Genomic DNA, 25,050 nt, shown 5'->3' with positions numbered 1-25,050 from the left:
ATCCGGCCCGCGCCGAAACCGCCGTGGTCTCGAGCGTCGTGCGGCCGGGCAACCGAAGGAGAATCACGTGTTTTTCCACAAGCAGGAACTGCAGTATCACGCCACCCCAGCGGCGCCCGATGCGGTGTACGCGCGTAAGATGCAGGAGATTCTCGGCGGCCAGTACGGCGAGATCACCGTGGCCATGCAGTACGGCTTCCAGGCCATCAACGCCCACATGCCCGGCAAGTACCGCGACCTGTTGTACGGCATCGGGGCCGAGGAGATGGGGCATGTCGAGATGATCGCGACCATGATCGCGCAGCTGCTCGAGAAGGCGCCCATCGGCATCACCGAAGACGCGGTGCAGAACGACCCGGCCGTGGCCGCGATCATCGGCGGCACCGATGTACAGGCCGCAATCGTGGGCGGCGCCGGCGTGCGCCCCGTCGACAGCAACGGAAACCCCTGGTCTGGTTCGTACGTCACCTCGAGCGGCAACCTGCTCGCCGACTTCGTCTCGAACGCCAACGCCGAGATGCAGGGCCGCCTGCAGGTCGCCCGCATTCTGCACCAGACCAACGACGCCGGCGTTCGCGACATGCTCGGCTTTCTGACCGCCCGTGACACGGCGCACCAGAACCAGTGGATCGCCGCGGCGCTCGAACTGCGCGCCGAGGGTCTCGAAGACATTCCCGTGCCGAACAAGCTGCCGCGCGAGAAGGAGTTCGAGGCGGTCGAATACCAGTTCATCAACTTCTCGAACGGCACCCAGGCCGCCGAGGGTTCGTGGGCGACCGGCCCGACTCCTGACGGCCGGGGCACGTTCAGCTACGTCGAGACGCCGGATGCCGGCGTGCCCATGCCCGCTCCGACGATCCCCGACCCCCGGTACTTCGGCACGACCCCGCTGCCGAACGCCGAGGAGATCGCGCTGGCCGCGAAGAAAGACAAGCGCAACAAGGAGTGACCTCGGCGGGCGCGGCTGCTTACACAGTCGCGCCGCCTGGCGCAAGGGTCTGCGAGCCGAGCGCCCCCTGCGGCACACTGAGCAGATGGGAATCTTCATCGGAATCGTCATCGTCGGCATCATCCTGCTCGTCTTCGGGGTGGCGGTCGAGGCGGCGAAAATCCTCATCTACATCGGCATCGCCGTGATTCTGATCGGTGCCATCGCGGCGCTGATCCGCTACATCCGCTCGCGCGCCTGATCTGAGCCCGCTGGTCGCTCCACGGGGGCGGACCCGCGCCTGACGCGGCGCCCGCCGCCTCGCTTGCCGAGGCGGCGGCGCTGCGTCAAGGGGTGTCTGGCGCCGAGGCGGGCCGCCTACGGTGAAGAACATGACCACCATGTACACACCCCAGGACCCCATCCACCAGTACCCCGGCCCGCCCTTCCCGGCCCAGCAGCAGTCGGGCCCCGGCGACGTGCACAAGATGGATCCGGCACCCGACCACGGCGAACAGAGCTACATCGGTTCGGGCCGTCTCGCGGGGCGCAAAGCCATCGTGACGGGCGGCGACTCGGGCATCGGCCGCGCCGTGGCCATCGCCTACGCACGCGAGGGCGCCGACGTGGCGCTGTCGTACCTGCCCGAAGAGCAGGAACAGGCTGAAGAGGTCGCCGCCCTCATCGAGGCGGCCGGTCGCACGGCACTGCTCGTGCCCGGTGACCTGCAGGTCGAGGCGACGAACATCGAACTCGTCGAGAAGACGGTCGAAGCGTTCGGTGGCGTCGACATTCTCGCCCTGATCGCCGGCACCATGCCCACCGTCGACAGCATCGACGACTTCGAGACCGAGACGCTCGACCACGTGCTGAAGACCAACATCTACCCGCTGTTTTGGATCACCAAGGCGGCGTCGCCGCACCTCGAGCCGGGCGCGTCGATCGTGACCTGCTCGAGCATCCAGGGCTTCGTTCCGTCGCCGTCGCTCGCCGAGTACGCCGTGTCAAAGGCCGGAATCGCCAACTGGACCCGTGCCATGGCGCAGCAGCTCGCCGAGCGGGGCATCCGCGTGAACGGCGTGGCGCCGGGCCCGGTATGGACACCGCTGCAGCCCGCCTTCGTGCCGAACGAGAAGATCGAGTCGTTCGGCAGCGAGGCAGCCTACGGCCGCCCCGGTCAGCCCGCCGAGCTGGCCCCGCCGTTCGTGCTGCTCGCCTCGCAGGAGGCCAGTTTCATCAGCGGCGAGACGATCGCGGTCACCGGCGGCACCCCGACGCACTGATGCTCACGGGGCATCCAGCCCGCGTTCGCGCAGGATGCCCCGCAGCGTGCGTGCGTTGCGCACCGCGTTCCCCCCACCGTCGTTGTTGAAATAGAAGAACGAGTCGCGGCCGGTCGCGTTCCACTCGGCAGCGCGATCGGCCCACCAGTGCAGGTCGGCGTCGGAGTACGACCCCGCGTAGAGGTCGTGGTGGTCGGGGCCGTGCAGACGCACGTACGCCACGTCGGAGGTGGCTCGGATGACGCACGGCATATTCGCCCCGCTCATCACGCAGTAGGCCGCACCATGCTGCTCGAGCAGCCCGAACACAGCCTCGTCGTTCCACGTCGGGTGGCGCAGTTCGACGGCCACGCGCATCCATTCGGGCAACGAGGCGAGAAAGTAGCGCAGACGTTCGTCGTCGCGCTGCATCGTGGGTGGCAGCTGCACCAGGATGATCCCCCGTCGCCCTGCGAGCTCATGCCACGCCCCGGCCATGCGCTCCACCCAGATTTCGGGCGCGTAGAGCTTCTTGCCGTGGGTCAGGCCGCGCGGCGCCTTCACAGACATCAGAAAGCCCTCGGGCAGGCGATCACGCCAGCCCGCGAAGGTGCTGTCGTTGGGCCAGCGGTAGAAGCTCGCGTTGAGCTCGACGGTCGAGAATTCGGCCTGATACCGGTCGAGCCGGCGCCACTGCGGCAGGCCGGGGTCGTACAGTACGCCGTCCCAGTGGTCGTAGCTCCAGCCCGAAGTGCCGATGTGGATGCTCATTCCGTCCCCCCGGCGTCGCCGAACTCGCACCTGTCAGACGGGCCGGTCGGAGTGGGGGCGGTGCTCATCGTGAATCCCTTTCGACGTCTCTGCCGGCCGGCGATCGTTCGTGGCGGCGCACGTACAGCCAGTACACCGTGCGGCCGGGGTGCTCGCCAGAGCTTGACGGGGCACCGCAATCGCGTCGTCTCTATCTCTGCGACACGACAGTGAGTACAGTGGTGGGCATCAGCGACAGTACGTTCACAGTGAGGTGACGACGATGATCGAAACTGATTCTGCCCGGCCGGCGTCAGCGCGGCCCGAGTTCTCGCGCGACCAGCTCGACACGCTCGCCCTGCCCACGGGCCATGGGCGCGAACTGGTCGAGGCGTCTGCCGGGGTCGACCGTGCGCTCGCCGAGAGCGCCGGTTCGGCCGACGATCTGAGAGCCACCCTCGACACCCTGCGCACCGCATCGGTGCTCGACCTCAAGAAGTGGGCGAACTGGCCCGTCTTCGACACCCCGTCGTTGCTCAGCTGGCCTGACTCGCTCTACATTCCGCAGGGTGCGAACGGTCTGAACTTCTGGCCGGCCCCGACACCGGATGACCACCGCTACGGCCTCGACTGGACCAGCCCGGGCCCACCGAACCACGCCTCCCGCGTCGACGGCACCGCCTTCGCCTTCGCGCAGGTGCCCTGGTCGGCCCCTGCCCAAGACGCGTCGGCGCAGGCGGGGGTGGGAATCTTCTACAGCCCGTCGTTCTCGCTCGGCGTCATCCACTACGAACCCGACGTGAACGTGACGGGGCTGCTGACGAGTTCGCTGCAGTACTTTCCCACGCTCTCGGCGGGGCGGGTGACGCTCTCGGCGTCGATCCTGCTGGCCTGCTGGCAGGTCATCCCCACGGGGTTCGACCTGATGGGGTTCCGGTCGGTCGCCGTCGAGTCGATGACGCGCGACCAGAGCTTCGGCCCCGAGCGGCACCAGTTCTCGTCGACCTTCGCCGGCGGCGCGCTCTCCGCGCCGTTCGTGGTGCAGGGCGGCCGCAGCTACCTGCTCGGCACGGTGGTCGCGGTGTCGGCTGCATCGACGCTGACGAGCGACACCGGCCGGCCGCTGCAGGGCACCAGCGCGTCGAACTTCATCGTCTACTCCTGGATGAGCGCGGTCATCCCGCGCATGAACGTGATCACCGCCAGAGTCGACATTCCGTGACGGGGGCCTAGAGGTGTGCCGATGGTTGGCCTACCGCGGTGAGCCGCTGCGCCCCGCGACGCTGGTGATGGATGCCCAGCACTCGCTCGTCGCCCAGTCACTCAATTCGCCGCTCGGCAACGAGACCGTGAACGGCGACGGCTTCGGCTTCGGCTGGTACCCGCTGGGGTCGGTGGCGGGCAGCATGCCGGCCCTGTTCCACTCGGTCGAGCCGGCTTGGAACGACACGAACCTGCGCGAGCTGACCTCGGCCATCGAGAGCCCGGTGTTCTTCTCGCACGTGCGCGCGGCCGCCGGGCCGCCCATCCAGAAGACCAACTGCCACCCGTTCCGGTACGAGAACTGGCTCTTCATGCACAACGGTTTCGTGTCGGGGTTCGCGAAGTTCAAGCGCGAGCTGGTGTTCGCCGTCGATCCGTCGCTCTACCCGCACATCCAAGGCACCACCGACTCAGAGGTGCTGTTCCACCTGGCGCTCACGCTCGGGCTGCGCGACGACCCGATCGCGGGTCTCGGCGCGGCCATCCGAATGATCGAGGAGGTCGGCCGGGCGAACGGAGTGCTCTTTCCGATGCAGGGCACCATGGCTCTGTCAGACGGGGCGACGCTCTGGGCGTTCCGGTACTCGTCTCAGGGGTCGTCGCGCTCGCTCTTCCACTCGGTCGACATTCCGACACTGCACGAGATGTACCCCGACATCGACCGCATCAACACGTTCAGTGCGAACGCCCACGTCGTCGTCTCTGAGCCGCTGAACGACCTGCCGGGCGCCTTCCTCGAGGTGCCCGAGTCGACCGTCGCCATTCTCGACTCGGGTGGGTACCACCACCGCGACTTCCTCGCCGCGTGAGGCCGGTGGGTGTCCGTACGGGTGCCCACGCTCGGGTGCCCGGGCTCGCTGCCCACGCTCGGTGCCCACACTGTTTCCCGGGCACACCCATCCTAGGAACGGCAGTGCACTGGCTGCCACCCGGCACGAGGCGCATGCTGGAGTACGGCAGACGGAGGCCGCGCGGCGCATGTGCCGCCGGTTCGACTGCCGATAAGCGAAAGGCACAGTATGGCATCCCCTCTTCTCGCCGGCGGCACGTTCACCCCGGCCCCCGGCCTCACCCTCACCCGCATCGGGTACGGCGCCATGCAGCTTGCCGGCCCCCACGTGTTCGGCCCGCCGGCCGACCGTGACGAGGCCGTGGCGGTGCTGCGCGAAGTCGTGGCACTCGGCATCACTCACATCGACACCTCGGACTACTACGGGCCGTTCGTCACGAACGAGATCATCACAGAGGCCCTGCACCCCTACCCGGCCGATCTGCACCTCGTGACCAAGGTCGGCGCGCTGCGTGACGCCGAGGGCAACTGGCCGAAGGCGCTCGCTCCCGATCAGCTGCGCCGGGCCGTGCACGACAACCTCGACCGTCTCGGGCTCGAGGCTCTCGACGTGGTCAACCTGCGGGTCGGCGGGCTCGACGCGCCCACGCCCGGGTCGCTCGCCGAACCGTTCACCGTGCTCGCCGAGCTGCAGCAGCAGGGCCTGATCCGGCACCTCGGGGTGAGCACAGTTACGCCTGAGCAGCTCGCCGAGGCGCAGACGATCGCGCCGGTCGTCGAGGTGCAGAACTTCTACAACATCGCCAACCGGAGCGACGACGACTTCATCGACGCGCTGGCCGCCCAGGGCATCGCGTACGTGCCCTACTTTCCGCTCGGCGGATTCTCGCCACTGCAGTCGCAGACCCTGAACGACGTGGCGGCGCGACTGGATGCCCGGCCGATGGCCGTGGCTCTGGCCTGGCTGTTGCAGAAGTCGCCGAACATACTGCTCATCCCCGGCACCTCGAAGGTGGCGCACCTGCGCGAGAACGTCGCGGGCGCGGCGCTCGAGCTGCCTGCCGACGCGGTGGCCGAACTGGACGGCATCGCGGGGGAGTGACGCGGGCGGGTCACCCCCCGCTCTTGCGGCCGTACAACGAGATGACAATCAGAATGATCGCGCCGTAGATGAGCTGCTGGATGTTCGAGCCGAGGTTCAGCACGGTGACGAGCGTCGCCACCTGCCCGAGCACGAGCGCGCCGCCCACGGTGCCGACCATCGAGCCGCGGCCGCCGAAGATCGACGCACCGCCGACGACCACGGCCGCCACCGAGCTCAGCAGATAGCTCGCACCCATCGTCGCCGACGCCTGCTGGTAGAAGCCCACGATCACGATTCCGGCGAAGGCGGCGAGCATGCCGCTCAGCGCGTAGCCACTGATGCGGATGCGGTCGACCGGCAGGCCGGCGAGCCGCGCGGTGTCGGGCGCCGAGCCGACCACGAACAGACTGCGGCCCCAGCCGGTGAAGCTCAGAACGAGCTGCAGAACCAGCATCAGGGCGAGCCCGAGCGGCAGCACCGCCGACATCTGCACGCCGAAGACCGAGATCTTCGCCGACGTGATGGCGGTGACGAACTCGGGGGTGACCGTCAGCTCAGAGAAGTTGAAGCTCAGCAGAATCACACCGAACAACAATCCGTTCATAGCGATCGTCGTGACGATCGGGGTGAGGCCGAGCTTCGAGATGATGATGCCGTTCAGGCAGCCGATGACGACGCCGGCCGCCAGGGCGATCAGAAAGGCGCCCACGGGGCCGAACGGGCCCACCGAGGTCAGGAAGGCCAGTGCGGCGAAGCCGATCGTGTTCGGCACCGACAGGTCGATGCCGGCCTGGATGACCGCCACGGTCTGCCCGAACGACGCGATCGAGAGGATCATCGCGAAGGTCGCGGTGGCGATCAGCGAGTCGAGCGACAGCAGATTCGGCCTGACGATGCCGCCGATGAGAAAGAGCACTACGAAGGCGAGCAGCGGCCAGACGGCCCGCGGAATGCGGGCGGTCAGCCGCGCCGCCGTCATGCGCGGGGCCGAGCCCGGCGGCGCCGGTTCGGGCGCCGCGGCCGACTGCTGCGGTGCGCCGAGGGGGCGGGTGGTCACGCTCATGACGAGACTCCTTTGACTCTGAACGAGAGCTTGCGCCAGATCACCGGTATACCGACGACGGCGAAGATGATGAGGGCGCTGATCACGTACTGCCAGTACGAGTTGATGCCGCCGAAGAACAGCAGGTTGCCGATCAGGCCCAGGGTGCATGCGGCGAGAATCGCCCCGATGATGCTGCCCTTGCCGCCGGCGAAGCTGGCACCGGCCAGTGCGACCGCGGCGATCGAGCTCAGCAGGTACGGGTCGCCGCTGCGTGGGTCGCCGGTCACGGTCGACCCGGCGAGCATGATGGCGCCGAACGACACGATGAGCCCCGACAGGGCGAACGCGGCGAGCTTGGTGGCGCGGGCGTTGAGGCCCGCCGCCTTCATGCTCTCCATGTTCGAGCCGACGCCGTAGATGTGCCGGCCCAGTGCCGTGTGCTGCAGCAAGAGCCAGAGCAGCACCGCGATGACCGCCAGCCAGAACAGCGAGATCGGGATGAACGGCAGCAGTTCGCCGCTGGTCGCGAGGTAGATCTCCTTCGTCACCCCACCACCCGGGCGGTCCATCACCTCGCGGGCGATCGAGCCGATGATGAATGCGCTCGCGAGCGTCACAGCGATCGACGGCAGGCCGGCGTACGCGACGAGGATGCCGTTGAACAGGCCGCAGGCGAGCCCCGCCCCGATGGCCATCAGCAGGGCGATCGGCACGGGGAAGTGCTCGAGCTGCGAGGCGAACACCACATTGCAGAGGCTCATGATGGCCCCGATCGAGATGTCGATGCCGCCGACGAGCACCACCACGAGCTGGGCGAGCGCGATCAGCGCGAGCGGCACCACCAGGTTCGCGGCGGTCTGCAGCTGAAAGCGGGTCAAAAGCCCGGGGTTGATGATGAGGTAGACCACGAAGAACACCACGAAGGCGAGAATCGGGGCCAGGGCGCCCTCGCGCCGCAGGCGTGCGAAGCCCTGCCGCCGGTAGCCGGTCGGGGCGGTGTGCGAGAAGGTCGCGGCGGTCATGCCCGGGCCCCCTGCTCCGCCGTGGCACCCGTGCTGTCGGCGGCGACGGCGGTATCTGCGTGGCCGGCCGTTCGCCCGGTGACACCCACGGCGGCACCGACCACCGCGTCGGCGGTGAGGCGTTCGCCCACCAGCTCGTCGGCGATCGCGCCCTGGTACAGCACGACGACCCGATTGCACACGTGCACGAGTTCCTCCACTTCGGTCGAGAACCACACGACTCCCACGCCCTGTTCGGCGAGGTCGACGATGGCCCGGTACAGTTCCTGCTTCGCCCTGACGTCGATTCCGCGGGTCGGGTCGTGCAGCAGGATCACGCTGCGGCTGCGGTCCATCCAGCGGCCGAACACGAGCTTCTGCTGGTTTCCGCCCGACAGCGAGCCGGCAGGCTCGAGCGGTCCGCGGGTGCGCACCGAGAGCGCCGTGAGCACTCCCGAGATCCAGCCGCGCTCGGAGCGCAGCCGAGGCCGGCCGCCGAGCTGCCACGCCCGGAACCAGGGGGCGAGCAGGTTCTCGCCGACGCCCAGTTCGAGCGCCAGGCCCTCTGTCTTGCGGTCTTCGGGCACGTAGCCGATGCCCAGACCGACCGCGGCGACGGGGGTCAGCCTGCGCACCCGCCTGCCGGCCACCGACCAGCTGTCGGCCGAGGCCGGCGCAGCGCCGAACAGTGCACGCAGCAGCTCGGCCTGGCCGTGCCCCTGCAGGCCGCCCACGCCGAGAATCTCGCCGGCTCCGACGCTGAGTGAGACACCGTTGATGCCCTGGGCACGCAGGTTCGAGACCTCGAGCGCCTTCTCGGTTCGGGTCTGTGCCGGGGGGTCGGGAAAGAAGCGGGAGGCTTCGCGCCCGGCCATGAGGCTGATCAGCTCGTCGTCGGTCCACGACCCCCGGGTGAACTCGCCGGCGACGCGGCCGTCGCGCAGCACCGTGCCGCGGTCGGCGATCTCGGCGATCTCACCGAGCCGGTGCGACACATAGATGACGCTCGCCCCGGTGGCGGTCAGTTCGCGGATGCGCGCGAACAGCCACTGCACGCCCGGGGGAGTCAGCGCCGACGACGCCTCGTCGAGAATCAGCAGCTTGGGCTTCGAGGCGAGTGCTCGCGCGATCTCGACCAGCTGCCGGTCGGCCAGCGACAGCGAACCGACCGTGGCCGTCGCGTCGATCTGGCCGAGGTCGAGCGCCGCGAGCGTCTGCCTCGCGGCGAGTACCGACTTCTTCTGCGAGAAGCCGTGCAGGGCCCTGCCGTCGGGCAGCTCGAGGTTCTCGGCCACCGTCCACTCGGGAACCAGTGCGAGCTCTTGAAACGCGCAGGCGACACCGATGCGCCGCGAGTCGCGCACACTCGCCGCGCGCAGCTCGACTCCGTCGACGCTGAGCGATCCCGACGTGGGTGACACGGCCCCGGCGAGGATCTTCGCCACCGTGCTCTTGCCGGCACCGTTCTCACCGACCAGGGCGAGCACCTCACCCCGGCGGCAGCTGATCGAGACCCCGGCGACGGCCTGCACCGCGCCATAGTTCTTGACCAGCTCTGAGGCGATCAGCAGCTGGTCGCCCTGCGGGGCCACGGCCGATGCCGTGGCCCCCTCCTGGTGAATCGTCATCGCTAGTTGCCCGAGTAGTAGGTCAGAACGTCGGAGAGCTGGATGTTCAGCCCGGGGAAGTCGTAGCCCAACTGGAAGTTGGCCGGCTTGTCGGGCAGGCAGAAGGTCGCTGCGTTGTCGTTGTTGATCTCGAGCGGCGGGAACAGCTGCGTCTTGTCTATCGTGCCGCCTTCGAGCAGCTTCACGGCCTGCTCGAGGCCCTTCGCGTAGATGGCAGGCTGGCCGAACACCATGTCGCCCTTCAGACCCTCGGGGCCGTACTTCACCAGCTCGCACGCCTCGCCGTTGTAGCCGGATCCGCCGACCACCGGCACGAACGGAATGCCCGCGGCCTTGAACGCCTCGGGTACGCCCTGGCCGCCGGTCAGGAACGAGTAGACACCGCCCACGTCGGGGTTCGACTGCAGAATGTTCGACATGGCCTGCTGGGCCGTCGCCTCGTTCCAGCCGTTGGTGTCCTGCGCCACCACGTTCGCTCCGCCGGCCTTCAGGTCGTCGATGACGCCGGGCATCGAGCCTTCGTTCAGCGGTACGCCCGCGAGGCCCTCGAGTACGGCGACGTTCTTGTTCGCGCCGAGATTCTTGACCAGCCAGTCGGCACCGGTCGTGCCGGCCTTGGCCCAGTCGGTCGAGACCACGTACACGTCTGACCCGTCGTACGGGCCGCCGTTGGCGATCACCGGGATGCCCTGGGCCGACGCCTGGGCGATGGCCGCGTTCGCACCCGACGACGAGGCCGGGTCGAACAGAATCAGGTCGACCCCGTCGGCGATGAGGTTCTGCATCGCCGCGTTCTGCTGGGCGGCGTCGTTGTCGTTGGTGCGAACGATCTTCAGCTCGACCTTGTCTTTGTACTCGGGCGAGTTGGCCAGGGCCTGCAGTGAAGCGAGGCCCATTTCGCGCCAGGCCTGCCCGCCGAGCGGCTGTTCGAAGCCGATGACGAACTTCTTTCCGCTGGCGCCCGGGGTGCCGGCCGCCCCGTCTGCGGGTGCGCTGGAACAGCCAGCCAGAACGGCGACTGTCGACATCGCTGCGACGGCGACTGCTATGCGGGTCAGCCGCGCTGTGCGACGTGATTTCTGCATGATTTCTCCTTTGAAACCTCTTCGGTGAAGGCGTCGAACCCCGAGATGCGAGGCGGTGAGCGCCGTGGCCGTTCGTGGTTGACGAATGTAATTTGGGACACTAGCGTATTTATGGCAGCGCTGCCAGTAGCGCTGCCACCGAAATCCGCTACAGTGAGAAAAAAGTCGCAACGACGCGATAGGAGCCCGAAGTGAACCCCATGGTTCAGACAGATTCCCTGACCCCCGATGTCGAGGTCAGGTGCCGAGACTTTCGTATCGGCTGCATCGGTGCGGGCATGATCATGGCCGACGTGCACCTCGCGGCGTACAGCGAGGCCGGTTTTCCGGTGGTCGCCATCGCCTCGCGCACCAAGGCCAACGCGCAGGCCGTGGCCGACCGCTACTCGATCGGCACGGTGCACGACTCGCCCTCAGACCTGATCGCCGACGAACAGGTACAGGTGCTCGACATCGCCTACCCGCCCGACCTGCAGCCGGCGATCATCCGCGAGGCCCTGAAGCAGCCGCACATTCTGGCCATTCTCGCGCAGAAGCCGCTGGCCCTCGATCTCGACGAGGCGATCGCGCTGCGCGATGAGGCCGCCGCGGCAGGCAAGATCCTCTCGGTCAACCAGAACATGCGCTATGACCAGTCGATCAGAGTGCTCGGCCAGCTGCTCGGCCGCGGCGAACTGGGCGATCCGGTCTTCGCCACCATCGACATGCGGGCCATTCCGCACTGGCAGGGCTTTCTCGAGGGGTACGACCGGCTCACCCTCGCCAACATGAGCGTGCACCATCTGGATGCCCTGCGGTACCTGTTCGGCGAACCCACCGAGATCACCACTGTGGCGCGCCAAGACCCCCGCACCACCTTCGAGCACACCGACGGCATCGTCGTCTCGACGCTGCGCTTCCCCGGCAACGTGCTCGCCCTCTCGACAGAAGACGTCTGGAGCGGGCCCCGCGAAGACGGCTTCGACTCTGACATCTACATAAAGTGGCGCGTCGAGGGCACCGCGGGCGTCGCCCAGGGCACCATCGGCTGGCCCTCGGGCGAGCCGTCGACGCTGACCTACGCCTCGTCGATCACCACCGACGGGCGGTGGGTGACGCCCACCTGGCAGACCATGTGGTTTCCGCAGGCCTTCATCGGCGTGATGGAACAGCTGCAGTACGCGCTCGACACCGGCACCGAGCCGGCTCTGACCGTCGCCGACAACGTCAAGACGATGGCGCTGGTCGAGGCGGGTTACCGCTCGATCGACGAGCGGCGGCCCGTTCTGCTGTCGGAATTCGACATCTGAGACCTCTTCACCCCTTCCAGAATCACCAGAATCACCACTTAGGAGCAATGACGCCATGATTCAAATCGGTATCTTCAGCGGATACTTTCCCTACGACCTCGAGAAGACCGCGACCTCGATTCGCGCCCTCGGGTTCAACACCGTTCAGCTCGACCTGCACTTCAGCGACATCGACCTGTCGGCCGGCCAGATCACCGACCAGAAGGCCAAGCTCGTTCGCGACACCTTCCGCGACCACGATCTGCCGATCTGCGCCATCTCGGGTTACACCAACATCGTGCATCCCGACCTCGACGAGCGCAAACGCCGGGTCGACTACCTCAAAGAGATCATCCGCAACGCACGCAAGTTCGGCACGCCCTACGTGATCAGCGAGTCGGGCACGTTCAACACTGAGAGCGACTGGGTGCACGACGACAAGAACAAGACCGAAGAGGGCTACGAGACCGCCCGCGACGTGATCGCCGAGCTCGCCCAGGAGGCCTACGACCACGGCTCGGTCTTCTTGCTCGAGACATACGTCAACAACGTCATCGGCTCGGTTGCCGAGACCCTGCGCGTGTTCAACGACGTGCGCAGCCCCGGCCTCGAGCTGTTGATGGACCCGACGAACTACTTCGAGTCGTACAACATCGACGACATGGATGCCGTCTTGAACCAGGTGTTCGACGCCCTCGGCGACAAGCTGCGCGTCGCGCACGCCAAAGATGTGAAGCGCTCGGGCGACGACAAGGGCGAGAAGCACGCCGACATCGGCGACGCGAACGCACTCGAATCACACACCTTCCGGGGCGTCGGCGAGATCGAACTGCCGGCCGCGGGCCTCGGCTCGCTGAACTACGACCTGTACCTGCAGCGGCTCGCCGAGCGCAACCCGAACGTGCCGCTCATCATCGAGCACCTCGACGAGGCCGATGTGCCGCGCGCGAAGCAGTTCGTCGTCGATACGCTGAAGAGATACGGTATCTGAGCATGACGACTGATGACCGAACCCCGGTCGCGCTGGTCACCGGCGCGGGCGGCTCGCTCGGGCGCGCGACCGCGTTGCGGCTGTCAGCCGACGGCTTCACCGTGGCAGTGCTGGGGCGGGCGGGCGGCGAACTCGCCGAGACGGCCAGGCTCATCGAGGCCGCGGGCGGCGCGCAGCAGACGCTGCAAGTCGACCTGCGGGATGCCTCGGCCATCGTCGCCGCCATCGACGACGTCGAACAGACCGTCGGGCCGATCGCCGCACTGGTGAACAACGCGGCGATCTACCCGGCCACCCCTCTGTTCGACATCACCGTCGAAGAGTTCGACGACGTGGTGACGGTCAACCAGCGGGGCTACTTCGTGGCCGCGCAGGCCGCTGCCCGTGGCATGGTGGCCCGCCGGGCGGGGTCGATCGTCAACGTCGGGTCGATCACCTGGCATGGCGGCTGGTCGAAATTGGCCAGCTACGTGTCGACGAAGGGCGCGGCCGTCGCCATGACGCGCGCCTTCGCCCGCGAGCTCGGCGAGTTCGACGTGCGCGTCAACGCGGTGTCGCCGGGCGCCTTTCCGACCAAGGCAGAAGAGATCCACGACAATCCCGACGAGTACACGAACTTCGTGCTCGAGCACCAGGCGCTGAAGCGGCGCGGCACGCCCGACGAGCTCGCCAACGTGATCGCGTTCCTCGTCGGCGACCAGTCGACCTTCGTGACCGGCCAGACGATCAACGTCGACGGCGGATGGGTGATGGAATGAGCGAGCACGAGTACGAGGTGTTCGGCCAGCGGCTCACCCTGCCCGAACTGCGGCGCCGAACCGGCGACACGGCTTCGGTCGCGGGCATCCGTTCGGTGGTGCTCGACAACGGTGTGGAGCGCGGGGTCAGGGCGCTCGAGCTCAGAACGAGCGCGGGGCTCGAACTCGAGATTCTCGTCGACCGAGCCTTCGACCTGGGCTCGGCCCGGTTCGGCGGTGCACCGCTCGGCTGGCGTTCGGGCAACGGCTTTCGTCACCCCGGGCTGCACGAGCACAGCGATGAGGGCGGGCTGTCGTGGCTGCGAGCCCTCGACGGGCTGCTCGTCACGGGCGGCCTCGACCACGCACTGTTCGGCGGCGAAGTGGATGCCGCACGGTACAACTACCCGCCGAAGCAGTCGGTCAGCCACGGCCTGCACGGCCGCCTCACGGCGATACCGGCGCGGCTGCTCGAGGCCGCCGAGGTGGTGGTCGACGGCGCGGTGGTCTTTCGGGCACGCGCCGAGGTCATCCAGGCCACCTCGTTCGGCGAGCACCTGCGCCTGACGCGCACGATCGAGGTCGACTTCGACGGCCGCGAGATCCGGCTGCACGATGTGGTCGACAACCTGGGCTTCGAGCCCACACCGCACATGTTCCTCTACCACCTGAACATCGGCTGGCCCTTCGTCGACGAGGGCACCGAATTCGTCGCCGCGGTGTCGAAGCACCTATGGACCTCGCCGTCGGTCGCCGAGCAGGGGGTGTCGTACCGCACGCTCCCTGCGCCGATCCGTGGCTTCGTCGAGCAGGTGTTCGAGCATGAGCTGATCGCGGGTGACGACGGCCTGCACCGCGTGGCCCTGATCGCGGCCGACGCCTCACGGGGCGTCGAGGTGTCGTGGACGGCCGCAGGCATGCCGCACTTCTTCGAGTGGCAGAACCTGCGCGACGGCCAGTACGCCGTCGGGCTCGAACCGTCGACGAACCACGTCGCCGGAGACCAGGCGGCACGCGACGACGGCACGATGACCTGGCTCGAGCACGGCGAGAGCCGCGAGTACCGCACGAGCATCCGGGTGCTGCAGGGGGCGGCTGAGACCGGCGCGGCCCGCGATCGCATCCGCCGAACAGGCGACCAGCCCGACTAGGCCCGGCCGCGGGTGGGATGCCGCCCAGAACCCTTTGCTATGATGATGTTAGCGCTGCCATCGACGCCGGTCGCCGATGGTCGCACAGAGAGAGACGCAGATGAACGACAATGACAGCCTTCCGCCCGCGGCGCAGGGCGAGCCGCAGAGCGGCCTTCCGCGCGGCGTACTGAGCGGCATCCGGGTGCTCGACTGCTCGATCGCCATGGCGGGGCCGTTCGCGGCCCAGCGGCTCGGCGACCTCGGCGCCGACGTGATCAAGGTCGAGCCCACCACGGGGGAGTGGCAGCGCCATGCGGCCGCCGGTGGGGCCGCGGGCAACAAGATCAACGTCTCGTTCCTGTCGCTGAATCGCAACAAGCGCTCGATCGCGCTGGATCTAAAGTCTGACGGCGGCCGCGAGATCCTGCGCGACCTGGTGGCGACGAGCGATGTCTTTCTGCAGAACTACCGCCCCGGGGTCGCCGCCCGGCTCGGCATCGACTACGACTCGCTGCGCGAACTCAACCCGCGCCTCGTCTACGTGTCGGTCTCGGGTTACGGCGAAGACGGCCCCTACCGCAACCGACCGGGCCAAGACCTGCTGTTGCAGGCGATGAGCGGCGCGATGCTGTCGGCCGGCCAGCACGGCGAGGCCCCGCAACCGGCGGGCCAGTACCTGGTCGATGCCGTCACCGCCTCGACCGCGTTCGAAGCGGTGCTGGCCGCGCTCTTCCACCGCGAGCGCACCGGCGAGGGCCAGCTCGTCACCGTCAACATGCTCGACGCCATCACCACCCTGCAGATGCAGGAGCTGTCGGTCTTCACGGTCGGCAAGGTGAAGCAGCAGCGCAGCGACCAGCCGCACGCACACGTCTACATCCGCGCACCCTACGGGGCCTTCAAGACCTCCGACGGGTTCATTGCGCTGGCCATGCCCGACCTGCCCGAACTCGGCCGCGCGATCGGTGAGCCGAGCTTTCTCAGCATGACGAGCGAGGTGCACGGCTGGTCGCACCGCGACGAGCTCTTCGAGAAGACGGCGGCGAAGCTGATCGAGAACACCAGCGAGCACTGGCTCGACGTGTTCGCGCAGACCTCCATCTGGGCCGGGCCGGTGTACGACTACGAGGCGCTGGTCAACGACCCGCAGATCATTCACAACGGCACCTTCGTCGAGTACGAGCATCCGACCGAGGGACCGGTGAAGACACCGGGTTTTCCGTACAAGTTCTCGGCGACGCCGGCCCGCATCGATCGTGGGGCGCCGCTCACCGGCGAGCACACCCGCGAGATCCTCGAGTCGCTGGGGGTCGGCGGCGACCGCATCGACGAGCTCATCCGGTCGGGCGACATCGCGGCCGTCGACGAGCAGGCCACCCCGGCGCAGACCGCCGAGCAGCCCGTGCGCTCATGACCCGGTACGTGGGGCTCACCTGGGACCACCCGCGGGGCGTGAACGCCCTGCGGGCGGCCGAGCGCGCCCGGGGCACCGACTCGTTCGGCATCGACTGGAACGTGCATCCCCTCGAGGGCTTCGAGTCGCACCCGATCGCCGAGCTCGCCGCCCGCTACGACCTGATCGTGCTCGACCACCCGCACCTGGGCGAAGCCTGCGCCGATGGCGTGCTGCGGCCCCTCGACGACTACTTCTCGCCCGAACAGCTCGCAGCCTGGGCTCGGGATGCCGTCGGCCCCTCCTTCTCGTCGTACAGCCTCGAGGGGCGGCAGTGGGCCGTGCCGCTCGACGCGGCGACCCAGGTCGCGGCGGTGCGCCTCGATCTGGTTGCCGAGGTACCGCAGACGTGGCACGACGTCATCGACGCGTGCCACGACGGCCGGGTGGCGCTCTCGCTGTCGGGGCCGCACGCCTTTCTCAGCTTCTCATCGTTGTGCGTCGCGTTCGGCGAGGCTCCGCAGCGCAACGGCGACACGTTCGTCTCGCACGACACCGGCGCGCGGGCGCTCGCGACCCTGCGCTCGATCGCCGCGCGCGCGGTGGTCGGCACCGAGTCGCAGAGCCCGATCGAACTGCTGCAGCGCATGTCGTCGACCGATGACATCGCCTACATTCCCCTCGTGTACGGCTACGTGAACTACAGCTCGCCGACACTGCGCTTCACCGACGCCCCGCTGGAGCTGCGGCGCGGGTCGACCATCGGTGGCACCGGCCTGGCGCTGACCCAGCGCTGTGTGGTCACGCCAGACGTGCTCGCGCACATCGAATGGCTGATGTCGGCCGGCACCCAGACCACCTTCATCCCCGGGCACCAGGGCCAGCCGTCGCACCGAGGGGCGTGGGGCGATGACGTCGTCGGTCGGCAGAGCCACGGCTTCTACTCCTCGACCCTCGCGACCATCGAGGGGTCATGGGTGCGGCCGCGATACACCGGATTCATCGGCTTCCAGAGCGAGGGCTCGGCGATCATCCGCCGGGTGCTGAGCGGCGACGAGTCGATCAGGGCCGGGCTCGAGCAGCTCGACCACTCATTCCGTGCGTCTCAGCAGGCGCTCGCCAGAACACAGGGAGCCGGCGCATGACCACCACCGACAACGCCTTCGTGTCGCCGACCGACGAGATCATCGTCGAGCTCGACGGCCACGTCGCCACCATCACGCTCAACCGGCCGCAGAAGCTCAACGCGGTCACCCAGCAGATGTCGGATGCCCTCGTCGAGGCCGCGGAGTGGGCCAACGACAGCGACCAGGTGCGGGTGGTGGTGCTCACCGGCGCGGGCGAGCGCTCGTTCTCGGCCGGGTCAGACATCCGGCAGCTCGAGAAGTACACGACGCCGTGGGAGTTCCGCAACCGGGTCGACTACTGCGACGCCCTGCGCCGCCTGCGCAAGCCCGTCATCGCGGCGGTGAACGGCTACGCGCTCGGCGGGGGGCTGGAGACCGCCATGACCTGCGACATCCGCATCGCCTCGAGCACCGCCTCGTTCGCCGCACCCGAGATCAAGCTCGGCTGGATCGGCGGAGGCGGTATGAGCAGCTTTCTCGCCCACTCGGCCGGGTCGAGCAATGCGGCGCTGATGCTGATGACCGGTGACCCGATCGACGCGCCGACCGCACTGGCCTGGGGCCTGGTCTCCGAGGTCGTCGAGCCCGGCCGGCTGGCGGCTCGTGCGGCCGAACTGGCGCAGACGATCGCGTCGCGGCCACCCATCGCAGCCGAGACGGCGAAGGCGAACCTGCATGCCGCGTACGCTTTGCCGCAGGAGAAAGCGATCGAGTACGAACGCGACCTGCAGACCATCTGCTTCGCCACCGACGACGCGGCCGAGGGTCGAGCCGCGTTCGCCGAGAGACGGCCGGCGGACTTCCACCGTCGCTGACCGCCCCACCCGCCGCATCGCTGACCGCCCGACCGCCCACACGAATCGCCACCCACCACTTGCAGCCCACTGATCGACCGCCACACCCCGCGCGAACCGCACCGCCCCACCGAGGAGACCAGCCATGACGACCGCATCGACCGACGCGCAGGGCGACCGCGCGGGTGCCCCGGCAGCCGACTGGGTCGGCAGCGCCGCCGGCCTGCTGCCCCACGACGGCACCAGAGGCACCCTCGTCGGGCGCGTGTTCGACCCGGCGGTCGGCGGACCATCGCCCGTCGTGGTCACCGACGACGGCGTGTTCGACATCAGCCCCTCATTCGCCCTCACCCGAGACCTCTTCGAGACCGACGACCCGGCCGCGGCGGCCCGCGCGGCCCTGGCCGCCGCCGACCGGCTCGGCTCGCTCGACGACGTCGTGGCGAACACACCCCGCGAGCGCCGGGATGCCCGAAAGCCGTGGCTCCTGGCGCCGGTCGACCTGCAGGCTCTGAAGGCGGCCGGGGTGACCTTCGCCGTCTCGATGATCGAGCGTGTGATCGAAGAGCGCGTGAAGGGTGACGCGGCCGCCGCGAACGAGTTGCGGGCGAGCATCCTGAGCGAGATCGGGGCCGACCTGCACACGCTGAAACCCGGCTCAGCCGAGGCGATGGCCCTGAAGAAGTACCTCACGAAAGAGGGGCTGTGGAGCCAGTACCTCGAGGTGGGCATCGGGGCCGACGCCGAGATCTTCACCAAGGGGTCGGCGCTGTCGGCCGTGGGTGCGGCGGGCCAGGTCGGAGTGCTGAGCACGTCGACCTGGAACAATCCCGAGCCCGAGGTCGCCCTCATCATCGACTCCCGGGCGCGTGTCGTCGGTGCCACGCTGGCGAACGACGTCAACCTGCGCGATGTGGAGGGGCGGTCGGCGCTGCTGCTGCCGAAGGCTAAAGACAACAACGCCTCGTGCGGGCTCGGGCCGTTCATCCGGCTCTTCGACGACACCCTCGACCTGGCGACCGTACGTACGCTGACGGTGACGTTGGAGGTCGACGGGCTCGACGGATTCCACCTCTCGGGGTCGTCGGAGATGCGCCAGATCAGCCGCGACCCGCTCGACCTCGTGGCGCAGCTGATGGGGCCGCACCACCAGTACCCCGACGGTGCCGTGCTGATGCTCGGCACCATGTTCGCGCCGGTCGACGACCGCGATACGGTGGGCCTCGGATTCACCCACAAGGTCGGCGACGTCGTACGAATCTCGTCGGCCGAACTCGGTAGTCTGGTGAACCAGGTCGAGACGAGCGAGAGGTGCGACCCATGGCAGTTCGGCGTCGCCAGCCTGATGCGCAACCTGGCCGCGCGGAGGTTGCTGTGAGCGTCGCGGCGGCCGTCGCCACCGACGAGCACCTCGCGCCGGCCGTCGTCGCCGACCCTCTCGCCGGCAACGACCCCCTGGCCGGCGCCGACATCGTCGCCGGCCACCGCCCCACCCGCCGCTCGACCGGAACGGTCACCCTCAGCGACGTCGCGAAGGCCGCCCAGGTGTCGCCGCAGACGGTGTCGCGCACCATCCGCAGCCCAGAACTGGTCTCTGAGTTCACGCTCGAGCGGGTGCGCGATGCGATCGCCCAGACGGGTTACGTGCCCAACCTGGCGGCGAGCAACCTGGCCAGCAACCGCAGCATGACCGTCGCCGCGATCATCCCGTCGGTCTCGGCCTCGGTTTTCGCCGACTCGCTGCACGGGCTCGAAGAGGTGCTCGCGCCCGCCGGGTACCAGCTCTTCATCGGGTCGACCGACTACAGCCCCTCGCACGAAGAAGAACTGGTGCGCGCCTTTCTGGGGCGCCGGCCCGACGGCATCTTCATCGTCGGCACCAACCACACCCCGAACACCAGCCATCTGCTGCGCGAGTCGCGGGTGCCGGTGGTCGAGGCGTGGGACTTCACCGACGACCCCATCGACTCGCTGGTCGGGTTCTCGAACCGCGAGGCCACCGCGGCCATCGTCGAATACGTCGTGTCGCGCGGGTACACGCACCCCACGTTCGCCGGGTCGCTGCAGAGCGGCGACTCGCGAGCCATGGCCCGCAAGTCGAGCTTCGAGAGCGCGGTGCGGCGCCTGCTGCCGGGCGAACCGATTCGTGTGGTCGACTCCGGCACGCGAAAGATCGACTTCGACACGGGCACCGACCTGCTGGCGACGACGCTCGCCGAGCATCCCGAGACCGACGTGCTCATGTTCGCCAGCGACATCTTCGCGCTCGGGGCGCTGTTCGAGTGCGCCCGGCGCGGCATCGCCGTTCCGTCAGACCTGGCCATCACCGGGTTCGGCGACTTCGACCTGGCGCGGCACGTCATTCCCACGCTGACCACGGTGTCGGTGCCCAGCCGTCAGATCGGCACCACGGCCGGCGGGCTCCTCGTCGGGCGCATGACGCACAGCCCCAGCGACACCACCGAGATCGACCTCGGTTTCTCGGTCGTCGGGCGCGACAGCGCCTGACCGGCCCCGCCACGGCTCGCTCGCACCGATGCCGACGCATCTACACACGCCACCACACCCTCTCGGCCACCACACCCTTTGAAGGACGCGACATGATCACCACCACGAACCCCGCCACCGGCGTCGTCGCCGACACCTCGATGGCCCCCACCGACCCGGCCGACGTCGATGCCATCGCCCGAGCGGCAGGCGACGCCTCGCTCGACCTGCAGGCCCGCGGCCGGGAGTGGCGCGCGACGCTGCTCGATGCGATGGCGGCAGCGGCCGAACGCCACCGTGCAGAGCTGGTCGGCACCGCCGCGGCCGAGACGGGCCTCACCGAGGCGCGTCTGAACGGCGAGCTGAGCCGCAGCGCCTTCCAGTTCTCGCTCTTCGCCGAGGCCGTGCGCGAGGGCAGCATGTTCGAGGCGATGATCGACCACGCCGCCGACACCCCGCTCGGTGCGGCTCCGGATGTTCGCCGCCTGCTGGTCTCGGTGGGCGCCGTCGCCGTGTTCGGGTCGAGCAACTTTCCGTTCGCGTTCTCGGTGCTGGGCGGCGACGTGGCCTCGGCCATTGCCGCCGGGTCTGCGGTCGTCGCCAAGGCGCACGGTTCGCATCCCGAGACCTCCCGGCTGTCGTTCGAGGTGCTGCGTGAGGCGGCGGCCGAGGTGGGCGCACCGGCCGCGACCTTTGGCATCGTGTACGGGCAGGCGGCCGGGGTGACGCTGGTGCAGCATCCGTCGATCGCTGCTGTGGGCTTCACCGGGTCGCTCGGGGCCGCATCGGCGCTGCGGGCGGCCATTGACACGCGGCCAGACCCGATTCCGTTCTACGGCGAGCTGAGCAGCGTGAACCCGCTGATCGTCACTCCCGGCGCCGTCGCCGCGCGCTCAGACGAGATCGCGGCGGGGCTGTTCGCGGCCGTCACCGGATCAGCGGGCCAGCTCTGCACCAAGCCCGGCATCGCGTTCATTCCCGACGGGGCCGAGGGGCAGCTGCTGGTCGACGCGCTGGCCCGGCTGACCGAGCAGGCCGAGGCGCAGGTGCTGCTCAATTCGCGCATCCGCGACTCGTACCACGACATCACCGCCCGCCTGAAGGATGCCGGCGGCGACGTGCTGGCGACCGGAGCGCCGGGCGGCCTCGGTGACGCGTTCGACGTGTCGCCGACCATCCTCTCGACCCTCGCCGCCGAGCTCACCTCCGAGCTGAGCGAAGAATGCTTCGGCCCCCTCGTCGTGCTCGCCCGCTACAGTGATCTCGACACCGTGGCGTCGGCCTTTCTCGAGGTGCCGCGCTCGCTGACCGCCACCGTGCACGCCGAAGACGACGAGCTCGCCGCCCTCGCGCCGCTGGTCGAGCTGCTGCAGCGCAACGTCGGCCGCGTGGTCTTCAACGGCTACCCGACCGGGGTGCGCGTCTCGTGGGCCCAGCAGCACGGCGGGCCGTGGCCCGCCACGAACTCGCTGCACACCTCGGTGGGCGTCACGGCGATGCGCCGCTTCCTGCGGCCGATCGCCTGGCAGAACGCCCCCCAGTCGCTCCTCCCCGCCGAGCTGCGCGACGGCCCTCTGACGGTACCGACCCGCGTCGACGGCGTGCTGCGCCTGCCCTGACCCGCCGCGCCGCGGCGCCCTCGAATGCATGCGCGCCCGTTCGGCGCGTCTGCGGGTGTTCGAAGGGGAGCGGATGCACCGAACCGCCGCGCTCGCGTCGAGCTAGGCCGCGCGCAGGTGGTCGAAGCGGCGCAGGATGAGACCCTCGCGCAGCGCCCACGGGCAGATCTGCACCGAGGCCACGCCGAGTCCGGTCATGGCGGCCTCGGCCACGAGCGCGGCAGCGAGCAGCTGCTTGGCCCGAACATCCGACACCCCCGGCAGTTCGGCGCGATCGGCCGACGACATCGCGGCCAGCCGGCTCGACCAGAGCGTGAGGTCGGCGAGCCGCAGCTCGCGCCGAACATAGGGCCCCGCGGCCCGCGGCGCGGCGCCGGTGATGCGAGCCAGCGACCGGAACGACTTCGACGTCGCCGCCACGATCGTCGCGGGCTCGAGCCGGCCGAACGCGGCGATCGGTTCGTCGAGGGTGGCCTTGATGTACTTGCGCACAGCCTTCACGCTCTTGGCGGTCGGCGGGTCGGCCTCGAGGTGGTCCCAGGTGAGCCTGCCGGCGCCGAGGGGAACCGACAGGGCGAGCTCCGGATGCTCGTCGGTGCCCATGGCGAGCTCGAACGATCCGCCGCCGATGTCGAGGTTGAGAATGTTGCCCGCACCCCAGCCGTACCAGCGTCGCACGGCGAGGAAGGTGGCCGCCGCCTCATCTCCACCGCTGAGTTCTTCGAGCCGAATACCCGTCTCGGCGAACACGCGCGCCAGCACGGCGACGCCGTTCGCCGACTCGCGGATGGCCGACGTGGCGAACGCCAGCAGGTCTTCGGCGTTGTTGCTTCGGGCGAACTCGGCGGCCTCACCGATGAAGTCGATGAGCTCGCGCTGGCCCGCCTCGCTGATGGCGCCCTCGGCATCGAGGTAGGCGACCAGCTGCAGCGCCCGCTTGTGCGAACCGAAGGCGATCGGGGCGGCTCCCGGATGCGCATCGACCAACAGCAGGTGAACAGTGTTCGAACCGATGTCGAGAACCCCAAGTCGCATACCTCGAACCTATCGCGCCGCCGAACGGCAGGGCGTAGGCTGCCGCGTGATGGCCGCGCTCTCACGGCATCTTCTCGCATGTGAAGGGGTACTGACATGGCAAAACCCACCATCGTTCTGGTTCACGGAGCCTGGGCCGACGGCTCGAGCTGGAACGCCGTGTCGAAAGAACTGCAGTCGCAGGGCTTCGACGTTCTCACTCCGCCCAACCTGCTGCACGGGGCTGGCGACGCCGCGTACGTCGCGTCGTTCCTGGCCCAGCGCACCACCGGCCCGGTCGTGCTCGTCGGCCACTCGTACGGCGGTTACGTCATCACCAACGCCGGCACCGAGGGCGGCGACGTCAAGGCGCTCGTCTACGTCGACGCGTTCATCCCCGAGATCGGCGAGACCGTCTTCCAGATTCTCGGCGGATCCGGCTCGGCCCTCGACGTGCCCGACCCCACCTCCGTGCTCGACATCGCCGGCTACCCGGGTGCACCCGAGGGCGACGCCGAGGCCTTCCTCAAGCCGGCGACCGTGCACGACTCGTTCGCCCAAGACCTGCCCGAGGCCGATCGCCTGCTCATCGTCGCGAGCCAACGCCCGATCACGCTCGGCGCCAACACCACTCCGTCGGCCGTGGCGGCCTGGAAGAGCATCCCGAGCTGGGTCGTCGTGGGCACCGAAGACCGCGTGATTCCGCCGGCCACGCAGCGCAGCATGGCCGAGCGTGCGGGTGCGATCATCACAGAGGTCGCCGCATCGCACGTGTCGATGGTGTCGCACCCCGAGGCGGCGATCGCGGCCATCCTCGCGGCGGTGGAGTCGCTCGGCGACTGACCGCCCCACGACCACGAGGGCCGCCCGCGCCGCAGGGCCGGGCGGCCCTTCGTTGCGCAAACGGCTCCGGATGCCCGCCCTCGGCCCTTCGACCGCGCGTGCCCGCCCGGCTCCCGCCGCTCCGGAGGCCGCCGTGCTCCCACTGCTCGCATGCCCGCCGTGCTCCCGTCGCTCCTGATGCCCGCCCGGCTCCCGCCGCTCCGGATGCCCGCCCGGCCGTAGAATCGTGCAGAAGCCGCCCTCGGCTGCCGACCGACCGCCACCGCCACCCGCCAGGAGCACCCATGCTGATCCGCCGCGCCGCCGACGCCGACCTGCCCCAGCTGCTGGCCATCCACAACCACAACATCGAGCACTCCACCGCCATCTGGACAGACACTCTCGCCACCCTCGGCGAACGCCGCGCCTGGCTCGCCGCGCATCGCTCGCCCGGCCAGCTGGCGATCGTCGCCGCCGAGGGCGACACCGTTCTCGGCTACGCCACCTACGGCCCGTGGCGAGCCAAAGAGGGCTACCGCTTCACGGTCGAGAACTCGGTCTACATCCGCGCCGACCGCACCGGCGAGGGTCTCGGGCAGGCCCTGATGGAGGCGCTCATCGCCGAGGCGAAGACCGCCGGGTTCCACGTCATGATCGCGGCCATCGAGGCCGGCAACGCCTCCTCGATCAGACTGCACGAGCGCCTCGGCTTCACCGACAGCGGAACCGTCGAGGGCGTCGGCATCAAGTTCGGCCGCTGGCTCGACCTGAAGCACATGCGTCTCGCGCTCGACCAGCGCTGAGGCCTGCTCGCGGCCGCGACAACTGC

The 25,050-nt window shown here is 69.0% G+C and carries 24 protein-coding genes; 18 read left to right on the top strand and 6 right to left on the bottom strand.

The features are described from left to right. Nucleotides 1–67 precede the first annotated feature (67 nt). From V3W46_RS06125 to V3W46_RS06115, 3 genes are all read left to right on the top strand, one after another. Nucleotides 68–949, top strand: coding sequence for a manganese catalase family protein (locus V3W46_RS06125; protein ID WP_331782208.1), 882 nt, complete (start codon nucleotides 68–70; stop codon nucleotides 947–949). An 85-nt stretch (nucleotides 950–1,034) separates the two neighbouring features. Next, on the top strand, nucleotides 1,035–1,190 hold the full coding sequence (locus V3W46_RS06120) for a hypothetical protein (RefSeq protein WP_331782207.1): 156 nt from the start codon (nucleotides 1,035–1,037) through the stop codon (nucleotides 1,188–1,190). Between the two features lie 130 nt (nucleotides 1,191–1,320). Continuing rightward, nucleotides 1,321–2,211 (top strand): SDR family oxidoreductase, encoded by an 891-nt coding sequence (locus tag V3W46_RS06115; RefSeq protein WP_331782206.1) that lies wholly within the window; start codon nucleotides 1,321–1,323, stop codon nucleotides 2,209–2,211. A 3-nt stretch (nucleotides 2,212–2,214) separates the two neighbouring features. On the opposite strand, the gene V3W46_RS06110 is transcribed toward V3W46_RS06115, so the two are convergent. Then, on the bottom strand, nucleotides 2,215–2,961 hold the full coding sequence (locus tag V3W46_RS06110) for a DUF72 domain-containing protein (RefSeq protein WP_331782205.1): 747 nt from the start codon (nucleotides 2,959–2,961) through the stop codon (nucleotides 2,215–2,217). A gap of 262 nt (nucleotides 2,962–3,223) precedes the next feature. Between V3W46_RS06110 and V3W46_RS06105 the strand changes: the two genes are divergently transcribed. The 3 genes from V3W46_RS06105 to V3W46_RS06095 all read left to right on the top strand — a co-directional run bounded on the left by V3W46_RS06105 (nucleotide 3,224) and on the right by V3W46_RS06095 (nucleotide 6,095). Then, nucleotides 3,224–4,162: a hypothetical protein gene (locus V3W46_RS06105; RefSeq protein ID WP_331782204.1), complete on the top strand. Its 939-nt coding sequence runs from the start codon at nucleotides 3,224–3,226 to the stop codon at nucleotides 4,160–4,162. Nucleotides 4,163–4,187: 25 nt separating this feature from the next. Next, nucleotides 4,188–5,012 carry a class II glutamine amidotransferase gene (locus V3W46_RS06100; RefSeq protein WP_331782203.1) on the top strand — a complete coding sequence of 275 codons (825 nt, stop codon included), beginning with the start codon at nucleotides 4,188–4,190 and terminating at the stop codon, nucleotides 5,010–5,012. Nucleotides 5,013–5,222: 210 nt separating this feature from the next. After that, the gene (locus tag V3W46_RS06095) at nucleotides 5,223–6,095 is read left to right on the top strand and encodes an oxidoreductase (protein ID WP_331782202.1); all 873 of its coding nucleotides are present in this window, start codon (nucleotides 5,223–5,225) and stop codon (nucleotides 6,093–6,095) included. Between the two features lie 10 nt (nucleotides 6,096–6,105). Here V3W46_RS06095 and V3W46_RS06090 read toward each other — a convergent pair whose 3' ends face one another. From V3W46_RS06090 to V3W46_RS06075, 4 genes are read right to left on the bottom strand one after another with little or no spacing between them, the layout of a single operon-like run. Further along, nucleotides 6,106–7,140, bottom strand: coding sequence for an ABC transporter permease (locus tag V3W46_RS06090; RefSeq protein ID WP_331782201.1), 1,035 nt, complete (start codon nucleotides 7,138–7,140; stop codon nucleotides 6,106–6,108). Then, on the bottom strand, nucleotides 7,137–8,144 hold the full coding sequence (locus tag V3W46_RS06085; protein ID WP_331782200.1) for an ABC transporter permease: 1,008 nt from the start codon (nucleotides 8,142–8,144) through the stop codon (nucleotides 7,137–7,139). Before V3W46_RS06085 ends, V3W46_RS06090 begins: the two co-directional genes overlap by 4 nt. Further along, on the bottom strand, nucleotides 8,141–9,751 hold the full coding sequence (locus V3W46_RS06080) for a sugar ABC transporter ATP-binding protein (protein ID WP_331782199.1): 1,611 nt from the start codon (nucleotides 9,749–9,751) through the stop codon (nucleotides 8,141–8,143). The genes V3W46_RS06085 and V3W46_RS06080 overlap by 4 nt, the downstream gene beginning before the upstream one ends. Nucleotides 9,752–9,753: 2 nt before the next feature. Next, nucleotides 9,754–10,836, bottom strand: a complete 1,083-nt coding sequence (locus V3W46_RS06075; protein ID WP_331782198.1) for a substrate-binding domain-containing protein — start codon at nucleotides 10,834–10,836, stop codon at nucleotides 9,754–9,756. A 200-nt stretch (nucleotides 10,837–11,036) separates the two neighbouring features. On the opposite strand from V3W46_RS06075, the gene V3W46_RS06070 reads away from it, so the two are divergent. From V3W46_RS06070 to V3W46_RS06025, 10 genes are all read left to right on the top strand, one after another. Further along, nucleotides 11,037–12,125 carry a Gfo/Idh/MocA family protein gene (locus tag V3W46_RS06070; protein WP_331782197.1) on the top strand — a complete coding sequence of 363 codons (1,089 nt, stop codon included), beginning with the start codon at nucleotides 11,037–11,039 and terminating at the stop codon, nucleotides 12,123–12,125. Nucleotides 12,126–12,180: 55 nt separating this feature from the next. Further along, nucleotides 12,181–13,095: a sugar phosphate isomerase/epimerase family protein gene (locus V3W46_RS06065; RefSeq protein WP_331782196.1), complete on the top strand. Its 915-nt coding sequence runs from the start codon at nucleotides 12,181–12,183 to the stop codon at nucleotides 13,093–13,095. Nucleotides 13,096–13,097: 2 nt separating this feature from the next. Continuing rightward, entirely contained in the window at nucleotides 13,098–13,853 is a 756-nt protein-coding gene (locus tag V3W46_RS06060; protein ID WP_331782195.1) for an SDR family NAD(P)-dependent oxidoreductase, read from the top strand. After that, on the top strand, nucleotides 13,850–14,983 hold the full coding sequence (locus V3W46_RS06055; RefSeq protein ID WP_331782194.1) for an aldose 1-epimerase family protein: 1,134 nt from the start codon (nucleotides 13,850–13,852) through the stop codon (nucleotides 14,981–14,983). Before V3W46_RS06060 ends, V3W46_RS06055 begins: the two co-directional genes overlap by 4 nt. Nucleotides 14,984–15,083: 100 nt before the next feature. Next, entirely contained in the window at nucleotides 15,084–16,379 is a 1,296-nt protein-coding gene (locus tag V3W46_RS06050; protein ID WP_331782193.1) for a CaiB/BaiF CoA transferase family protein, read from the top strand. Next, nucleotides 16,376–17,503 carry an extracellular solute-binding protein gene (locus V3W46_RS06045; protein WP_331782192.1) on the top strand — a complete coding sequence of 376 codons (1,128 nt, stop codon included), beginning with the start codon at nucleotides 16,376–16,378 and terminating at the stop codon, nucleotides 17,501–17,503. Before V3W46_RS06050 ends, V3W46_RS06045 begins: the two co-directional genes overlap by 4 nt. Beyond that, a complete protein-coding gene (locus V3W46_RS06040) occupies nucleotides 17,500–18,300 on the top strand; it encodes an enoyl-CoA hydratase/isomerase family protein (protein WP_331782191.1) in 801 nt (266 codons plus the stop codon). The genes V3W46_RS06045 and V3W46_RS06040 overlap by 4 nt, the downstream gene beginning before the upstream one ends. Nucleotides 18,301–18,424: 124 nt before the next feature. Then, a complete protein-coding gene (locus V3W46_RS06035) occupies nucleotides 18,425–19,657 on the top strand; it encodes a fumarylacetoacetate hydrolase family protein (RefSeq protein ID WP_331782190.1) in 1,233 nt (410 codons plus the stop codon). Further along, nucleotides 19,654–20,787, top strand: a complete 1,134-nt coding sequence (locus V3W46_RS06030) for a LacI family DNA-binding transcriptional regulator (protein ID WP_331782189.1) — start codon at nucleotides 19,654–19,656, stop codon at nucleotides 20,785–20,787. The genes V3W46_RS06035 and V3W46_RS06030 overlap by 4 nt, the downstream gene beginning before the upstream one ends. 92 nt (nucleotides 20,788–20,879) lie before the next feature. Next, on the top strand, nucleotides 20,880–22,385 hold the full coding sequence (locus tag V3W46_RS06025; RefSeq protein WP_331782188.1) for an aldehyde dehydrogenase family protein: 1,506 nt from the start codon (nucleotides 20,880–20,882) through the stop codon (nucleotides 22,383–22,385). 102 nt (nucleotides 22,386–22,487) lie between these two features. Here V3W46_RS06025 and V3W46_RS06020 read toward each other — a convergent pair whose 3' ends face one another. Then, nucleotides 22,488–23,420 (bottom strand): Ppx/GppA phosphatase family protein, encoded by a 933-nt coding sequence (locus V3W46_RS06020; RefSeq protein WP_331782187.1) that lies wholly within the window; start codon nucleotides 23,418–23,420, stop codon nucleotides 22,488–22,490. Nucleotides 23,421–23,516: 96 nt separating this feature from the next. Between V3W46_RS06020 and V3W46_RS06015 the strand changes: the two genes are divergently transcribed. Next, entirely contained in the window at nucleotides 23,517–24,242 is a 726-nt protein-coding gene (locus tag V3W46_RS06015; protein ID WP_331782186.1) for an alpha/beta fold hydrolase, read from the top strand. 284 nt (nucleotides 24,243–24,526) lie between these two features. Beyond that, on the top strand, nucleotides 24,527–25,024 hold the full coding sequence (locus V3W46_RS06010) for a GNAT family N-acetyltransferase (RefSeq protein WP_331782185.1): 498 nt from the start codon (nucleotides 24,527–24,529) through the stop codon (nucleotides 25,022–25,024). Nucleotides 25,025–25,050 lie beyond the last annotated feature (26 nt).

Origin of the sequence: Subtercola sp. YIM 133946, from assembly GCF_036553535.1 — a bacterium.
In the GTDB taxonomy this organism is placed as follows: Bacteria; Actinomycetota; Actinomycetes; order Actinomycetales; family Microbacteriaceae; genus Subtercola.
Note: the sequence above shows the minus strand (reverse complement) of the source record. Positions and strands in the feature narration are given on the sequence as shown.

What these genes read in the sequence shown, in the direction of transcription:
- V3W46_RS06020 (WP_331782187.1), bottom strand. Translation starts at nt 23,420, where the DNA reads ATGCGACTTGGGGTTCTCGACATCGGTTCGAACACTGTTCACCTGCTG.
- V3W46_RS06105 (WP_331782204.1), top strand. Translation starts at nt 3,224, where the DNA reads ATGATCGAAACTGATTCTGCCCGGCCGGCGTCAGCGCGGCCCGAGTTC.
- V3W46_RS06085 (WP_331782200.1), bottom strand. Translation starts at nt 8,144, where the DNA reads ATGACCGCCGCGACCTTCTCGCACACCGCCCCGACCGGCTACCGGCGG.
- V3W46_RS06080 (WP_331782199.1), bottom strand. Translation starts at nt 9,751, where the DNA reads ATGACGATTCACCAGGAGGGGGCCACGGCATCGGCCGTGGCCCCGCAG.
- V3W46_RS06115 (WP_331782206.1), top strand. Translation starts at nt 1,321, where the DNA reads ATGACCACCATGTACACACCCCAGGACCCCATCCACCAGTACCCCGGC.
- V3W46_RS06055 (WP_331782194.1), top strand. Translation starts at nt 13,850, where the DNA reads ATGAGCGAGCACGAGTACGAGGTGTTCGGCCAGCGGCTCACCCTGCCC.
- V3W46_RS06025 (WP_331782188.1), top strand. Translation starts at nt 20,880, where the DNA reads ATGATCACCACCACGAACCCCGCCACCGGCGTCGTCGCCGACACCTCG.
- V3W46_RS06050 (WP_331782193.1), top strand. Translation starts at nt 15,084, where the DNA reads ATGAACGACAATGACAGCCTTCCGCCCGCGGCGCAGGGCGAGCCGCAG.
- V3W46_RS06065 (WP_331782196.1), top strand. Translation starts at nt 12,181, where the DNA reads ATGATTCAAATCGGTATCTTCAGCGGATACTTTCCCTACGACCTCGAG.
- V3W46_RS06090 (WP_331782201.1), bottom strand. Translation starts at nt 7,140, where the DNA reads ATGAGCGTGACCACCCGCCCCCTCGGCGCACCGCAGCAGTCGGCCGCG.
- V3W46_RS06070 (WP_331782197.1), top strand. Translation starts at nt 11,037, where the DNA reads ATGGTTCAGACAGATTCCCTGACCCCCGATGTCGAGGTCAGGTGCCGA.
- V3W46_RS06045 (WP_331782192.1), top strand. Translation starts at nt 16,376, where the DNA reads ATGACCCGGTACGTGGGGCTCACCTGGGACCACCCGCGGGGCGTGAAC.
- V3W46_RS06095 (WP_331782202.1), top strand. Translation starts at nt 5,223, where the DNA reads ATGGCATCCCCTCTTCTCGCCGGCGGCACGTTCACCCCGGCCCCCGGC.
- V3W46_RS06040 (WP_331782191.1), top strand. Translation starts at nt 17,500, where the DNA reads ATGACCACCACCGACAACGCCTTCGTGTCGCCGACCGACGAGATCATC.
- V3W46_RS06075 (WP_331782198.1), bottom strand. Translation starts at nt 10,836, where the DNA reads ATGCAGAAATCACGTCGCACAGCGCGGCTGACCCGCATAGCAGTCGCC.
- V3W46_RS06110 (WP_331782205.1), bottom strand. Translation starts at nt 2,961, where the DNA reads ATGAGCATCCACATCGGCACTTCGGGCTGGAGCTACGACCACTGGGAC.
- V3W46_RS06015 (WP_331782186.1), top strand. Translation starts at nt 23,517, where the DNA reads ATGGCAAAACCCACCATCGTTCTGGTTCACGGAGCCTGGGCCGACGGC.
- V3W46_RS06010 (WP_331782185.1), top strand. Translation starts at nt 24,527, where the DNA reads ATGCTGATCCGCCGCGCCGCCGACGCCGACCTGCCCCAGCTGCTGGCC.
- V3W46_RS06120 (WP_331782207.1), top strand. Translation starts at nt 1,035, where the DNA reads ATGGGAATCTTCATCGGAATCGTCATCGTCGGCATCATCCTGCTCGTC.
- V3W46_RS06060 (WP_331782195.1), top strand. Translation starts at nt 13,098, where the DNA reads ATGACGACTGATGACCGAACCCCGGTCGCGCTGGTCACCGGCGCGGGC.
- V3W46_RS06035 (WP_331782190.1), top strand. Translation starts at nt 18,425, where the DNA reads ATGACGACCGCATCGACCGACGCGCAGGGCGACCGCGCGGGTGCCCCG.